Origin of the sequence: Polaromonas sp. OV174, assembly GCF_900112285.1 — a bacterium.
GTDB lineage: Bacteria > Pseudomonadota > Gammaproteobacteria > Burkholderiales > Burkholderiaceae_C > Polaromonas.
In genome coordinates, this window is record NZ_FOKZ01000006.1 from 160662 (window position 1) to 175841 (window position 15180).

The 15180-nt window shown below is 62.3% G+C and carries 12 protein-coding genes; 10 read left to right on the forward strand and 2 right to left on the reverse strand.

Translation table 11 applies throughout. The features are described 5' to 3' along the window. Positions 1 to 141: 141 nt before the first annotated feature. Genes aceE through lpdA form a run of 4 tightly spaced genes read left to right on the forward strand, consistent with a single transcriptional unit; the run spans position 142 to position 6988 of the window. Positions 142 to 2859: a pyruvate dehydrogenase (acetyl-transferring), homodimeric type gene (gene aceE, locus BM160_RS07865; protein WP_092003113.1), complete on the forward strand. Its 2718-nt coding sequence runs from the start codon at positions 142 to 144 to the stop codon at positions 2857 to 2859. A gap of 45 nt (positions 2860 to 2904) precedes the next feature. Then, the gene (gene aceF / locus BM160_RS07870; protein WP_092003116.1) at positions 2905 to 4566 is read left to right on the forward strand and encodes a dihydrolipoyllysine-residue acetyltransferase; all 1662 of its coding nucleotides are present in this window, start codon (positions 2905 to 2907) and stop codon (positions 4564 to 4566) included. Next, positions 4563 to 5153 (forward strand): Ntn hydrolase family protein, encoded by a 591-nt coding sequence (locus tag BM160_RS07875; RefSeq protein ID WP_092003119.1) that lies wholly within the window; start codon positions 4563 to 4565, stop codon positions 5151 to 5153. The genes aceF and BM160_RS07875 overlap by 4 nt, the downstream gene beginning before the upstream one ends. Further along, positions 5150 to 6988, forward strand: coding sequence for a dihydrolipoyl dehydrogenase (lpdA, locus tag BM160_RS07880; protein ID WP_092003123.1), 1839 nt, complete (start codon positions 5150 to 5152; stop codon positions 6986 to 6988). Before BM160_RS07875 ends, lpdA begins: the two co-directional genes overlap by 4 nt. 103 nt (positions 6989 to 7091) lie before the next feature. Here lpdA and BM160_RS22725 read toward each other — a convergent pair whose 3' ends face one another. After that, a complete protein-coding gene (locus tag BM160_RS22725; protein ID WP_218156594.1) occupies positions 7092 to 7943 on the reverse strand; it encodes a hypothetical protein in 852 nt (283 codons plus the stop codon). Between the two features lie 265 nt (positions 7944 to 8208). Here BM160_RS22725 and rsmH point away from each other — a divergent pair, with 265 nt between their 5' ends. Then, positions 8209 to 9267 carry a 16S rRNA (cytosine(1402)-N(4))-methyltransferase RsmH gene (rsmH, locus tag BM160_RS07890; protein WP_092003126.1) on the forward strand — a complete coding sequence of 353 codons (1059 nt, stop codon included), beginning with the start codon at positions 8209 to 8211 and terminating at the stop codon, positions 9265 to 9267. A 138-nt stretch (positions 9268 to 9405) separates the two neighbouring features. Here rsmH and BM160_RS07895 read toward each other — a convergent pair whose 3' ends face one another. Then, positions 9406 to 10083, reverse strand: coding sequence for a GntR family transcriptional regulator (locus BM160_RS07895; protein ID WP_092003214.1), 678 nt, complete (start codon positions 10081 to 10083; stop codon positions 9406 to 9408). Between the two features lie 249 nt (positions 10084 to 10332). On the opposite strand from BM160_RS07895, the gene BM160_RS07900 reads away from it, so the two are divergent. The 5 genes from BM160_RS07900 to pxpB are packed head-to-tail and all read left to right on the forward strand — an operon-like array spanning position 10333 to position 15175. Then, on the forward strand, positions 10333 to 11076 hold the full coding sequence (locus tag BM160_RS07900; RefSeq protein ID WP_092003130.1) for a DUF969 domain-containing protein: 744 nt from the start codon (positions 10333 to 10335) through the stop codon (positions 11074 to 11076). Positions 11077 to 11081: 5 nt separating this feature from the next. After that, on the forward strand, positions 11082 to 12038 hold the full coding sequence (locus BM160_RS07905; RefSeq protein WP_092003217.1) for a DUF979 domain-containing protein: 957 nt from the start codon (positions 11082 to 11084) through the stop codon (positions 12036 to 12038). A gap of 12 nt (positions 12039 to 12050) precedes the next feature. Continuing rightward, a complete protein-coding gene (gene pcp, locus BM160_RS07910) occupies positions 12051 to 12722 on the forward strand; it encodes a pyroglutamyl-peptidase I (protein ID WP_092003133.1) in 672 nt (223 codons plus the stop codon). A 38-nt stretch (positions 12723 to 12760) separates the two neighbouring features. Beyond that, complete coding sequence (locus BM160_RS07915; RefSeq protein ID WP_092003219.1) at positions 12761 to 13528, forward strand: LamB/YcsF family protein; 768 nt, start codon at positions 12761 to 12763, stop codon at positions 13526 to 13528. A 6-nt stretch (positions 13529 to 13534) separates the two neighbouring features. Next, positions 13535 to 15175: a 5-oxoprolinase subunit PxpB gene (gene pxpB / locus BM160_RS07920; protein ID WP_092003136.1), complete on the forward strand. Its 1641-nt coding sequence runs from the start codon at positions 13535 to 13537 to the stop codon at positions 15173 to 15175. Positions 15176 to 15180 lie beyond the last annotated feature (5 nt).

The following is a 15180-nucleotide window of genomic DNA, read 5'->3' on the forward strand; positions in this document are numbered from 1 at the left end:
ATAAATATTATGAGAAACTAGGGTCTTGAATCTAATTTGCGTTTAAAACACGCCTTAGACCCAGGTTGGATATGGGCTTTGTGCGCAGCTCCCAAAAGAGCGTGCGTTGCAGGGTTAACAAGCGTTACTCAGGAGACAACAATGGCTGCGAATCCAAATCAAGCCGGTGCAGACAATTTGCGCGCCGCACTGGACAACGACACACAGGAAACCCGCGAGTGGATGGATGCGCTGTCCGCAGTGATTGAAAGTGAAGGCCCCGAGCGCGCCCACTTTCTGCTGGAGCAACTGCTTGAGCATGCCCGCCAGAAAAGCATAGACATGCCTTTCTCGGCCAACACCGCTTATGTCAACAGTATTGAGGCCGACCAGGAAGAGAGCTCGCCCGGTAATCTTGAAATCGAAGGGCGCCTGCGCGCCTACATGCGCTGGAATGCCATGGCCATGGTCGTCAAGGCCAATCGCCTGCATCCTGCCGACGGCGGTGACCTGGGCGGCCACATCGGCTCCTTTGCCTCGCTGGCCAGCATGTTCGGCGCCGGCTTCAACCACTTCTGGCATGCCGAGAGCGAGAACCACGGCGGTGACTGCCTCTACATCCAGGGCCATGTGTCACCCGGCGTTTACGCCCGTGCCTACCTGGAAGGCCGTCTGACCGAAGAGCAACTGCTCAACTTCCGCCAGGAAGTCGATGGCAAGGGCCTGTCCAGCTACCCGCATCCCAAGCTGATGCCCAACTTCTGGCAGTTCCCCACGGTGTCCATGGGCCTTGGCCCCTTGATGGCGATTTACCAGGCGCGTTTCCTGAAGTACCTGCACGCCCGCGGCATTGCCAACACCGAAAACCGCAAGGTCTGGGTGTTCTGTGGCGATGGCGAGATGGACGAAGTTGAATCGCTGGGCGCCATTGGTTTGGCGGCCCGCGAGAAGCTCGACAACCTGGTGTTTGTGATCAACTGCAATTTGCAGCGCCTGGACGGCCCGGTACGCGGCAACGGCAAGATTATTCAGGAGCTCGAAGGCGAGTTCCGTGGCGCCGGCTGGAACGTGCTCAAACTCATCTGGGGCAGCAGCTGGGATGCGCTGCTGGCACGCGACAAGGACGGTGCGCTGCGCAAAATCATGATGGAGTGCAACGACGGCGACTATCAGGCCTTCAAGGCCAATGACGGCGCTTATGTGCGCAAGCATTTCTTCGGCCGCGATCCGCGCACGCTGGAAATGGTCTCCAAGATGAGCGACGACGACATCTGGAACCTGCGCCGCGGCGGCCATGACTCGAAAAAAGTCTATGCGGCCTTCCACTCGGCCGTCAATCACAAGGGCCAGCCGACGGTCTTGCTGATCAAGACCGTCAAGGGTTTTGGCATGGGCAAGATTGGCGAAGGCAAGAACAACGTTCACCAGACCAAGAAGCTCGCCGACGAGGATATCAAGGCCTTCCGCGACCGCTTCAACATCCCGATTCCGGACAGCCAGCTGCCCGACATCCCGTTCTACAAGCCGGCCGACGACACGCCGGAGATGAAATACCTGCACGAGCGCCGCAAGGCCCTGGGCGGCTATTTGCCACATCGCCGCACCAAGGCCGACGAGAGCTTCACCGTGCCGGCGCTGGAAATCTTCAAGTCGGTGATGGAGCCCACGGCCGAAGGCCGTGAGATCTCGACCACGCAAGCTTATGTGCGTTTCCTCACGCAACTGCTGCGCGACCAGGCCCTGGGCCCGCGCGTCGTGCCCATCCTGGTCGATGAGGCCCGCACCTTCGGTATGGAAGGCCTGTTCCGCCAGATCGGTATCTACAACCCAGCGGGCCAGCAGTACACCCCGGTCGATAAAGACCAGGTGATGTATTACAAGGAAGACACCAAGGGCCAGATCCTGCAGGAAGGCATCAACGAAGCCGGCGGCATGTCCAGCTGGATCGCTGCGGCCACGTCTTACAGCACCAACAACCGCATCATGGTGCCGTTCTACGTGTACTACTCGATGTTCGGCTTCCAGCGCATCGGCGATCTGGCCTGGGCGGCCGGCGACATGCAGGCACGCGGTTTCCTGTTGGGCGGTACTTCGGGCCGCACCACGCTGAACGGCGAAGGCCTGCAGCACGAAGACGGCCACAGCCACATCCTGGCCGGCACGATTCCCAACTGCATCAGCTACGACCCGACCTTTGCGCACGAAGTTGGCGTCATCCTGCACCACGGCCTCAAGCGCATGGTGGAAAAACAGGACAACGTGTATTTCTACATCACGCTGCTGAATGAAAACTACGCCATGCCTGGCCTCACGCCCGGCACCGAAGAGCAGATCATCAAGGGCATGTACCTTTGCAAAGAGGGACCGGCCTCCACCGCGCCGCGTGTGCAGTTGCTGGGCTCGGGCACCATCCTGCGCGAATCTATCGCCGCACAAGAGCTGCTGGAAAAAGACTGGGGCGTTGCCGCCAATGTCTGGAGCTGCCCCAGCTTTAACGAACTGGCGCGCGACGGCCAGGACGCCGAGCGCCACAACCTGCTGCACCCGCTGGAGGCGCCGCGCGTGTCTTTCGTCGGCCAGCAGCTGGAAAAGCACAGCGGCCCGGTGGTGGCATCGACCGATTACATGAAGGCCTATGCCGAGCAGATCCGTCCCTTCGTCCCCAAGGGCCGCACCTACAAAGTGCTGGGCACCGACGGCTATGGCCGCAGCGACTTCCGCAGCAAACTGCGCGAGCACTTTGAAATCAACCGCCACTACATCGTCGTGGCTGCGCTGAAGGCGCTGAGCGAAGAAGTCACGGTGCCGGCTGCCAAGGTGGCCGAAGCCATTCAGAAGTACGGCATCAACGCCGACAAGATCAACCCTCTTTATGCTTGATGCAAACCCTGCTCTAGCAGCCAGCAGCAACCGGAGACAAACAACATGGCGTTGATAGATATTCAAGTTCCCGATATTGGGGACTTCGACGAGGTGACGGTGATCGAACTGCTGGTCAAGCCCGGCGATACGGTCAAGGCCGAGCAATCCCTGATCACCGTGGAGTCCGACAAGGCCTCCATGGAAATCCCTTCCAGCCACGCCGGCGTGGTCAAGGAACTCAAGGTCAAGCTGGACGACAAGGTCAAGCGCGGCTCCATCGTGCTGACGCTGGAGGTGGCGGGTGCTGAAGCCGCTCCCGCCCCAGCACCGGCCCCGGCCGCCGCCCCGGCTGCGGCAGCGCAGCCAGCAGCAGCCGTTGCGGCGGCTCCGGCGCCAGTGGCCGCTGCCAGCGGCCCGGTGGAAGTGCGCGTGCCCGACATCGGCGACTTCAAGGATGTCGTGGTCATCGAGGTGCTGGTCAAGGTTGGCGATGCCATCAAGGCCGAGCAATCGCTGGTCACGGTGGAGTCCGACAAGGCCTCCATGGAAATCCCCTCGGCGGCAGCCGGTGTGCTCAAGGAGCTCACAGTCAAGCTGGGCGACAAGCTCAATATCGGTGACTTGCTGGCCGTGCTGGAAGGTACGGCCGCACCGGCGGCGGCTGCTGCTGCGCCGGTTCAAGCGCCCGTGGCAGCAGCCGCGGCGGCTGCTGCGCCTGTTGCCACCACGACGGCTGCGGCTGTCGCACCGGCTGCGGCTATGCCGGCGCATGAGCCCAGCGTGGCACCGCAAGGCAATTTGCCGCACGCCTCGCCCTCGGTGCGTAAATTCGCCCGCGAGCTCGGCGTGCCACTGGCCGAGGTCAAGGGCTCAGGCCCCAAGGGCCGCATCACCGAAAACGATGTGCAGAGCTTCACCAAGGCCGTGATGGCCGGCGATACGCGCACCCAGGCGCAGGCGGCCAAGGCGCCGGCATCGTCCGGCGGCGCTGGTTTGGACCTGCTGCCCTGGCCCAAGGTTGACTTCACCAAGTTCGGCCCGGTCGAGCGTCAGGACCTGTCGCGCATCAAGAAGATCAGCGGCGCCAATCTGCACCGCAACTGGGTGATGATTCCGCATGTCGTCAATCACGACGACGCCGACATCACCGAGCTGGAAGCCTTCCGCGTGCTGATGAACAAGGAAAACGAAAAAGCCGGCATCAAGATCACCATGCTGGCCTTCCTCATCAAGGCCTCGGTGGCGGCGCTGAAGAAGTTTCCCCAGTTCAACGCCTCGCTCGATGGCGATCAACTGGTGCTCAAGCAGTATTACAACGTGGCCTTCGCCGCCGATACGCCCAACGGTCTGGTGGTGCCCGTGATCAAGGATGCCGATAAAAAAGGCATTGTGCAGATCTCGCAAGAGATGGGCGAGCTGGCCAAGAAGGCCCGCGACGGCAAGCTGAGCCCGGCCGACATGTCGGGCGCCTGCTTCACCATTTCCTCGCTGGGCGGCATTGGCGGGCGTTACTTCACGCCCATCATCAATGCGCCCGAGGTGGCCATTCTGGGCGTTTGCAAGAGCCGCATGGAGCCGGTTTGGGATGGCAAGGCCTTCCAGCCGCGCCTGATGCAGCCGATGTCGCTGAGCTGGGATCACCGCGTGATCGACGGCGCCGCTGCGGCCCGTTTCAACGCCTATCTCGGTCAAATCCTGGCGGATTTCCGTCGAGTGCTGCTGTGACCACCCTGGTGGTCGTCAAGAAGGCCGGCCAGGTGGCGATTGCCGCCGACACCCTGGTCACCTTTGGCGATACCCGCCTGGGCCACCGCTTCGAGGCCAACAGCAAGATCTTCAAGGTCGACACCATGGCGGGCCTGAGCTATGTCGGCATGGCCGGCACGGTGGCGCACTTTCCGGTGCTGCGCAAGGCCATGGCGGCGCTGCCCAAGGATCAGCTCAAGCTGGGCTCCCGGGACGAGGTATTTGACACCTTCGTCAAGCTGCACCCTGTGCTCAAGGAAACCTTCTTCCTGCAGACCAAGGAAGACGACAACGACCCCTACGAGTCCAGCCAGTACAGCGTGGTGATCGCCAACGCCAGCGGCATTTACGGCCTGTATAGCTACCGTGAAGTCTTTGAGTTCAAGGAATTCTGGGGCATAGGCTCGGGCCGCAGCTTTGCGCTGGGCGCCATGCATGCTTGCTGGGACACGGCCAAAACCGCCCGCGAAGTGGCGGTTGCGGGCTTGAGTGCCGGTTGCGAATTCGACAAAAACTCCGCCGGACCGGTGGACGTCTTTACCCTCAAATTGAAAGCCTCCAAATGAGCGCACCCTCCAATCTGATCGATATCAAGGTCCCGGACATTGGCGACTTTGATGAAGTGACCGTGATCGAAATGCTGGTCAAGGCCGGCGACAGCATCAAGCTTGAGCAGAGCCTGATCACCGTCGAGTCCGACAAGGCCTCGATGGAAATTCCCTCCAGCCACGCCGGCGTGGTTAAGGAGCTCAAAGTCAAGCTGGGTGACAAGGTCAAGCTGGGCTCGGTGATTCTGACGCTGGAAGCGGCCGCTGCCGCTGTTTCAGAACAAAATGAGGCTGCAGCGCCCGATGCTCCTGCGCAAGTAGCTATTAATTCAGTAGCGGCGCCAACCGCCGCCAGTTTTGCCGGCACGGCCGATCTGGACTGCGACCTGCTGGTGCTGGGCGCCGGCCCCGGTGGCTATTCGGCCGCCTTCCGCGCCGCCGACCTGGGCTTGAAAGTCATCCTGGTCGAGCGCTACGCCACGCTGGGCGGCGTCTGCCTCAACGTCGGCTGCATCCCCTCCAAGGCGCTGCTGCATGTGGCCGCCGTGATGGATGAGGTCAGCCACATGGCCGCGCTGGGCGTGGACTTCGGCGCGCCCACCGTCAGCGTCGACAAACTGCGCGGCCACAAGGAAAAAGTCGTCGGCAAGCTCACCGGCGGTCTGGCCGCCATGGCCAAGATGCGCAAGGTCACCACCGTGCGCGGTGTCGGCAGCTTTGTCGGCGCCAATCACCTGCTGGTCGAAGAAACCGCCGGTGCCGAGGGCCAGGAAAAAACCGGCAAGTCCCAGACCATTGCCTTCAAGAACTGCATCATTGCCGCAGGCAGCCAGGCCGTGCGCCTGCCCTTCATGCCCAATGATCCGCGCGTGGTGGACAGCACCGGCGCGCTAGAGCTCAAGGAAGTTCCCAAGCGCATGCTGATCCTGGGTGGCGGCATCATCGGCCTGGAAATGGGCACCGTCTACAGCACCCTGGGCGCACGTCTGGACGTGGTGGAAATGCTAGACGGCCTGATGCAGGGCGCCGACCGCGACCTGGTCAAGGTCTGGCAAAAGATGAACGCGCCGCGTTTTGACAACGTCATGCTCAAGACCAAGACGGTGGGCGCCCGCGCCACCCCCGAAGGCATAGAGGTGAGCTTTGCTTCGGCAGAAGAGGGCGGCACCGCCCCCGCGCCCCAGGTCTACGACCTGGTGCTGCAGGCCGTAGGCCGCACGCCCAACGGCAAGAAGATCGCCGCCGAAAAAGCCGGCGTCGCCGTAACCGACCGCGGTTTCATCCCGGTCGACATCCAGATGCGTACCAACGTGCCGCATATCTTCGCCATTGGCGACATCGTCGGCCAGCCCATGCTGGCTCACAAGGCCGTGCACGAAGCGCATGTGGCGGCAGAAGTGATTGCCGGCGAACTGCAGGGCAACAAGGAACTGGCTAGCGCCGCCTTCAACGCCCGCGTGATTCCCAGCGTCGCCTACACCGACCCCGAAGTGGCATGGGTCGGCCTCACCGAAGACCAGGCCAAGGCCCAAGGCATCAAGGTCAAAAAGGGCTTGTTCCCCTGGACGGCCTCCGGCCGCGCCATTGCCAACGGCCGCGACGAAGGTTTCACCAAGCTGCTGTTTGACGACTCCCCCGAAGCGCACGGCCACGGCAAGATCCTGGGCGGCGGCATCGTCGGCACCCACGCCGGCGACATGATTGGCGAGATCGCCCTGGCGATCGAAATGGGTGCCGACGCAGTGGACATCGGCAAGACCATTCACCCGCATCCGACGCTGGGCGAAAGCATCGGCATGGCGGCGGAAGTGGCGCATGGTAGTTGCACCGATTTGCCGCCGACGCGCAAGTAACAAAACAACGAATTGCTACTGATTCAGTAGCTGGCTGCGCAGACTCGGTAAGGGCTGCGCGGCTTTTTTATTTAAATATTTTCTTGTCACTCTAATTGGCGAATCAAGGCCGTTCAATCGCTTTGAGCCAATCCTCTACTCCATTGACGCCCAACGCCAATAGTGCATCCTGAACCACGACTACGCGCTGGAGCATAGTGCCGCCGTCTAACTCCTCCTGCTCTTCGGCTTGTGCGAATATCTCCGCAATGTCCATGGGCGGCGTCAGCGTTGCTCCTGCTCGAATTAGAAGGGTTTTGATGTCAGCCTTGGTTAGGCGGTGTTGGATAGCTGCATTCTGATTGCTGCTATCGGCTCGCATACCAAGGTGATCGAGACGCGTCCATAAAGCTTGGTAGGCCAAAGCAGTATTGCTAGCCAAATTGCGCAGGCGTTCATGCAGAAGTTCTTGCATGCCGTCCAGATCTGGCGTGTTCTCAAACTTTGTACGGCGTAGGAATTCGTAAGTTGAGAGGGAGGGTGCCGAAATGAGCAGGAGGTCGTGCAGCTTTTTATCTGTTGCCTGGTTTGAATTACCCAAGTTTGCTTGGTAGGTAGATGCATCCGCATAGCCGGTGCCGTATTCCCGTAATGAACTCAGTTCGCCAAAAGCTGTACGGGAATAGAAAATGACTGCGGCAGTGCAGTCGCTTGCTAGTAGCTGGCCAGCCTTTTGTAGTTCGTCGGCGAGATTGCTGACAGTCCAGGCCGTATGCGTCGGTTGGTTCTTCTTGCATTGGCAGCAAATTGTTGTGCCATCTGCCTTTCCGATGACAACATCATCCACAGGGGATGTTACTGAGTCGACGTCAATCCACTCATAGGCTGGGTCGGATAGAACTTTCAAAGCCCAATCGAAAGCTACCAATGTTTGATAGCCATCGCCGCGGTTGGATTGAATGCCAGCTTTGCTCATTTCTTCCCTGTTGGATGTCCCTGGTTTTCTCGCGTGTGCTTGTCAATTGTTTCATACGTGCATTGCTCATCGTGGCAGCAGAATCGATCTGTAGGGCAACAAGGAACTGGCCGGCGCCGCCTTCAACTCCAGCGTGATCTACACAGATTCCGCAAGGGCTGCGCGGCTTTTTTGTTTAGACTGAATACCTTGCGGTTTGGCAGCGCTTGCAGAACGATCTGACCGCCTTTTGCTACAGGCGCAAGCGCGGGCCGCATAATGGCCGATGACAGACGCCACCCCTCCCCACAAGCGCCGCGTGCGTTACGCCGGCACCCATCCCCGCCAGTTTGAAGACAAATACAAAGAGCTAGACCCCACGCGCCATGCGGCCGAGGTGGACAAGGTCATGCAGCGCGGGCAAACGCCTGCGGGCATGCACCGCTCCATTTGCGTGGACGAAATCCTCGCCATCTTGAAGCCCTTGCCTGGCGAAACCGGCCTGGATCTGACCCTGGGCTTTGGTGGCCACACGCTGGCCCTGCTGCCGCTGGTGCAGCCAGGCGGGCGCATGTTTGGCATGGATGTCGATCCGATTGAGTTGCCTCGCACCACGGCGCGGCTGCGTGCACTGGGTTTTGGCGACGAAGCGCTCATCGTCCACCGCGCCAATTTCAGTGAACTGGCCACTTTGCTGCCACAGGCTGGCGGCGGCTTCGACTTTGTGCTGGCAGACCTGGGCGTGTCGTCCATGCAGATTGACAACCCGGCACGCGGCTTTAGTTTCAGGGCCGATGGCCCGCTGGATCTGCGCCTGGACCCCAGCAGCGGCCAGTCTGCCAGCGAGCTGCTGTTGTGCGTGACCCGGCACCGGCTGCGCGACTTGCTGACTGACAACTCCGATGAGCCCTTTGCCCTGCCATTGGCAGCAGCCCTGCAAGGCCAGTATGTAGAAACCACCGTGCAGCTTGCCGACCTGGTGCGGGCCACCATGGAGCTGGCGTACAAGCGCAGCATGCCTGCAGAAGAGCGGCTGGTTGAAACAAAGAAGGTGCTGCAGCGCACTTTTCAGGCGCTGCGCATTGAGGTGAATGACGAGTTTGGTGTGCTTGACGCGATGTTGCTGAAGCTGCCCGCCTGCCTCAAGCCCGGTGGGCGAGTCGCTATTCTGAGCTTTCACTCTGGGGAAGACCGGCGCGTGAAAAAGTGCTTTCAAACGGGCGAGCGCAACGGCACTTTCAGCAGCGTGGCCGCCGACCCGATTCGGGCTTCGTATGACGAGCAGCGCAGCAACCCCCGCTCGTCGTCCGCCAAGTTGCGCTGGGCGGTGCGGGCGCTGCACTGAGCCCTTACCTGTTGATGCTACTAATTCAGTAGCTGGCCGCGCAGATTCCGCGAGGGCTGCGCGGCTTTTTTTCTTGTGATTTTGGCTAAAGAAAAATACGGATCACCGGACTCGTGGCTGCGAGCCTCTTAAAGCTGTTTACTTCCCCATCCCCTCATCCGAAATTCGTCGCGCATACACCGCTAAAACGATGCGCTCGGAATGGACCAGGTAGGTGTTTAGGGCGGTAGCCGCCTCTTGCAGCTTGCCGGCTTCGAACAGCTCCAGGATGTTGAGGTTCATTTCCACATAGGGCATGTGCAGGAACTCAGGGTCGTTGAGCAGGCCGAAGGCCAGGCGCAACTCGGCCAGCACGTGGGAGAACATGACGTTCAGGCGTTCGCTGTCGGCCAGCTCGACGATGGCCATGTGGAATTCCATGTTGGCGGTGCCCACGCCTTGCCAGTCGCCGGCGTCGCGGCAGCGCTGGGCCATTTCCACGGCTTCGCGCAGGTGCTTTTTGGCCGAGTGGCGCGGGTAGGCCTGGGCCAGGGCCTGGCATTCGATCAGCCGGCGCACGCGGTAGATGTCAATGATGGAGGCAATACTGGGGATGGCCACGAAGACGCCGCGGTTGGGTTCGTGCTTGAGCAGGCCTTCCTTGGTCAGCAGGCGAAACACCTCGCGCAAGGTGTTGCGCGAAATCTCCAGGCTTTCGCTCAGGGCTGTTTCGGACAGGCGTTGGCCGGGCGAAAACGCACCTTGCACGATCTTTTGCCGAATCAGCTCGGCCGTGCGGTCATTCAGGGTTTGGTTGCTGGCTGGTTCTGTCTTCATCCACCGATGGTACTTGCGATGCGGGGCCATGACGGCGTATGCTCATCATCCGGATCTGAAAAGCTAGGGTTTTCACTGATATATGAGGTGGTTTTGAGGTGGTTTTGTGGGGTGAAAGTCAAATATCATTCCTTCACTTCATATGTTTTGTTCAACAAAACTTGTTTTTGTGCCACACAATGATTGATATTTTGTTCATTGATATGGCGGCAAGTGGTGTTGCATTTGACTGCTTAATCAAGGATCAATATGCCTAGTGTTGTCAATCTGTGGCCGCTCATCGGGGTGGCCGTCATCATCGTGGGATTCATCCTGCGCTTCAATCCCATGCTGGTGGTGATCGTCACCGCCATTGCCACGGCCTTTGCCGCGGGCTTTCCCATCGACAAGATCCTGGCGACCATAGGGACCGGCTTCATCAAGACCCGCAATCTGCCGCTGATCATCTTGCTGCCGCTGGCCGTGATCGGACTGCTGGAGCGCCACGGCCTGCGCCAGCACGCGCAGAACTGGATCAGCAGCATCAAGTCGGCCACCGCCGGCCGCCTGCTCATCGTTTACCTGGCCGCTCGCCAGCTGACGGCCTCCATAGGCCTGACCAGCCTGGGTGGTCATCCGCAAATGGTGCGCCCGCTGCTGGCGCCCATGGCTGAAGGCGCCACAGAGGCGCGCTACGGCAAGCTGCCCGACCGCATCCGTCACAAGCTGCGTGCCTTCTCGGCGGCGACCGACAACGTGGGCCTGTTCTTTGGTGAAGACATCTTCGTGGCCTTTGGCGCCATCGTGCTCATGACCACTTTCCTGCGCGAGGCGGGTATCGAGATTGAGCCCATTCATGTGGCGCTGTGGGGCATTCCGACCGCGGTCTGCGCATTCGCCATCCATGCCTGGCGCCTGAGTCGCCTGGACAAGATGCTGCACCGCGAGTTGACTGCTCACGCCGCTTCCTCCGCAGCCGAGTCGGCCAGCGACGTCAACGTCAAGGGAGCTTGAGCATCATGATTCTTTCCATCAATCACCTGTTTTATCTCATGGGCTTCATTTTGGCGGTTACCGCCGTCATGACGCTCACCGACAAGAGCAATCCCAAGCGCTACTCCACCGGGCTGTTTTGGGGTCTGTATGCCCTGCTGTTTGTGATCGGTGACCTGATTCCGCCCACCTGGGTGGGTGTGGGTGCCGTGACCATGGCGCTGATTGCCGGCTTTGGCGGCGTGGGCTCGGGTCGCCATACGCCGCGCAGCGATCAGGACTATCTGGCCAGCGCCAAGCGCCTGGGCAACAAGCTGTTCATTCCGGCACTGGCGATTCCGGTGGTGACCATGATTGGCACCTTGTCGGCCAAGCATTTATTCATCGGTGCTACGCCGCTGCTGGACCCCAAGAACACCACGCTGGTGAGTCTGGGCGTGGGTTGCGTGATTTCGCTAGCGCTGGTCTGCTGGATGACGCGTGAAACGCCGGTGCAGGGTTTGCGCGAGTCGCGCCGCCTGACCGATGCGCTGGGCTGGGCCCTGGTGTTGCCGCAGATGCTGGGCATGCTGGGCCTGGTGTTCTCTGACGCCGGCGTGGGCAAGGCCGTGGCCTATGTGACCACCACCTACATCAATATGGACATCCGCTTTGTGGCGGTGGCGGTGTACGTGATCGGCATGGCGCTGTTCACCGTCATCATGGGCAATGGCTTTGCCGCCTTCCCGGTGATGACCGGCGGCGTGGGCGTGCCTGTGCTGGTGGGCGTGTACCACGGCGACCCGGCCGTGATGGCGGCTGTCGGCATGTTGTCGGGTTACTGCGGCACCTTGCTGACACCTATGGCGGCGAACTTCAACATCGTGCCCGCCGCGCTGCTGGAGCTGCCGGACAAGAATGCCGTCATCCGGGCCCAGGTGCCCACCGCCTTGGCATTGCTGCTGGTCAATGTCTTTTTGCTGAACTTCCTGATGTTCCGCTGAGGAGGACCTGCCATGCCCCAGAAAGCTTCCCCCGCCGCGCTGAATGTGCTGCTGGCCGGCTTCGAGCCCTTCGATCAGGACGCTATGAATCCTTCGTGGGAGGTGGCGCGTGCGCTGGACGGCTGGCAGCACGCCGGCGCCACGGTGCGCGCCGTGCAACTGCCCTGCGTGTTTGGTGATGCCATTGCCAGCCTCGATCAAGCCCTGCAGCAGTGGCGCCCGACGCTGGTGGTCTGCCTGGGGCTGGCCGGCGGCCGCGCCGAGCTGACGCCAGAGCGCGTGGCCATCAATGTGGACGACGCCCGCATTCCCGACAATGCCGGCCGCCAGCCGGTGGACACGGCGGTAGAGCAGGGCGGCCCGGTGGCTTATTTTTCTACCCTGCCGATCAAGGCCATGGTGCGCGCCATGCGTGCAGCGGATGTGCCGGCAGCGGTGTCCAACACCGCCGGCACGTTTGTCTGCAACCACATCTTCTATGCGCTGATGCATCGGCTGGCGCAGGCCGGGGGCGGGGTGCGCGGCGGCTTTATCCACGTGCCGGCCTTGCCCGCACTGGCGGCATCGCGCCCTGGCATGCCCAGCATGGCGCTGGAGACCCAGGTCAAGGGCATACAGCTGGCGATCCAGACCGCCCTGGAAGTGCGTGAGGATGTCCGCGAAACCGGCGGGCAGCTGCATTGAGCGACCTCATTGAGCGACTAAATTGCGAGAACATGATGATGAAAATAGACCTGAACAGTGATCTGGGTGAAAGCCTGGGCGCGTGGAGCATGGGCGACGATGCCGCCATGCTGGAGATTGTGAGCAGCGCCAATGTGGCTTGCGGCTTTCATGCGGGTGACCCCGCCGGCATCCTGACTACGCTGCACGCCGCCGCTACGCGCGGTGTCACGGTGGGTGCGCACGTCGCCTATCCGGATCTGGCGGGCTTTGGCCGCCGCAACATGGACGTGGCCAGCGCCGATCTGGTGGCCGATGTGATCTACCAAATTGGCGCCCTGCAAGGCCTGGCGGCTGCGGCGGGCACCACGGTGCGCTACGTCAAGCCGCACGGTGCGCTGTACAACACCATCGCCCAGGATGCGCGTCAGGCCAAAGACGTGATCACCGCCATCCGCGCCATCGACCCCAGCCTGGTGCTGGTGGCGCTGGCCGGCGCGCCGCTGGTGGACTGGGCGCGCGACGCCGGCCTGCGCGTGGTGGCCGAGGCTTTTGCCGACCGCGCCTACACGCCCTCGGGCGCGCTGGTGTCGCGCCGCGAAAAGGGCGCTGTGCTGCACGACCCCGAGCTGATTGCCCAGCGCATGGCGCGCCTGGTGCGCGAAGGCGTGGTCGAGGCCATAGACGGCAGCCTGGTGGCTATCCAGGCCGACTCCATCTGCGTGCATGGCGACAGCCCCGACGCGGTGGCCATTGCCCGCCAGTTGCGTAGCCGCTTCGAGCAGGACGGCATCAGCATCACGGCCTTTGCGGCCTTGGCAGGCTAGAGCGCCATGCGTTTTTTGCCCGTTAATCTGAACGCGCTGCTGGTGGAGCTGGCCGATCTGGACCAGACCCTGGCCCTGCTGGCTTCGCTGCAGCGCGAGCCTTTGCCCGGCGTGGAGGAATTGGTACCCGCTGCGCGAACCATTTTTGTTCGCTTTCGTCCCTCGGCCACCAGCGCCGCCGCACTGGTGCAAAACATCGTCGGCCGCGACATTTCTCAGCGCTCCGAGCGCAGCAGCACCCTGGTCGACATCCCGGTGCAGTACGACGGCGAAGACCTGGCCGAGGTCGCGCAGATACTGGGCATCACGCCCGAAGAAGTGGTGCGCCGCCACACCGGCAGCGAGTACACCGTGGCCTTCACCGGCTTTGCGCCCGGCTTTGCCTATTTGAGCGGCGGCCATCCCAGTTTGAACGTGCCGCGCCGCAGCACGCCGCGCACCCGGATTCCCGCCGGTGCCGTGGGCCTGGCCGGCGCTTTCAGCGGCGTGTACCCGCAGGCCAGCCCGGGCGGATGGCAAATCATTGGCGTCACCCCGGTGGCCATGTGGGACCTTGCCCGTGCGCAGCCCGCTTTGCTGCAGCCCGGCTACCGTGTGCGCTTTGTCGATATTGCTACGCAAAAGATAGCTGCCGGCGCATACCCATCAAGCGCTAGCGGCCAAAAAGATGCTCAATCTTCTGCCTCCACCGGCCGCAACAGCGAGGCGCTGGCACCAGGCCAGGCCGCGCTGCAGGTGCGCGGCACAGGCTTGCTCACCTTGTTCCAGGACCTGGGCCGTTACGGCCAGGCCGGGCAGGGCGTGTCTGCCTCGGGCGCCATGGACCAGGCCGCAGTCAAGGTGGCCAACCGCCTGGTGGGCAATGCCAGCAACGCCGCGGCGCTGGAAACCGTGGGCGGCGGCTTGCAGCTCAAGAGCCTGGGCGAGAACGTGGTGGCCGTCACCGGCGCCGACGCCACCCTGAGCGTTACCACCGCCGACGGCCGTCGCTGGAGCGTGCCGCGCTACCAGTCGGTGGCGCTGGCCGATGGCGACACCCTGGCCGTGGGCCAGCCCGAGGCCGGCGCGCGCTGCTATCTGGCGGTGCGCGGCGGTTTCGAGCAGCCGCCAGTGATGGGCAGCTGCGCCACCGATACCCTGGCCAATGTGGGCCCGTCGCCGCTGGCCGTGGGTGAGGTGCTGGGCGTGCGCCCGGCACTTGCCAGCGCCGTGGTGGCCGCCGCCGAACTGCCGCCCGACAACCTGCCCACGCTGCAGCAAGATGTGGTGCTGGACGTGGTGCTGGGCCCGCGCACCGACTGGTTTACCCCCGAAGCCGTAGCGCGGCTGGCGGCCCAGCGCTGGCAGGTCACGGCCCAGTCCAACCGGGTTGGCCTACGCCTGGCCGGCGATGTGCCGCTGGACCGCGCCATCACGGGCGAGCTGCCCAGCGAGGGCACGGCGCTGGGGGCCTTGCAGGTCCCGCCCAGCGGCCAACCGGTGCTGTTTTTGGCCGACCACCCGCTGACTGGCGGCTACCCCGTGATTGCCGCTGTGGCGCCTTACCACCTGGATCGCGCGGGACAGATTCCCGTGGGCGCCTGGCTGCGCTTTAACCCTATTCTTCCTTTCGCAGAACTCGCGCCCAGCGCTGCTGTAGAAAACTGAAAGCT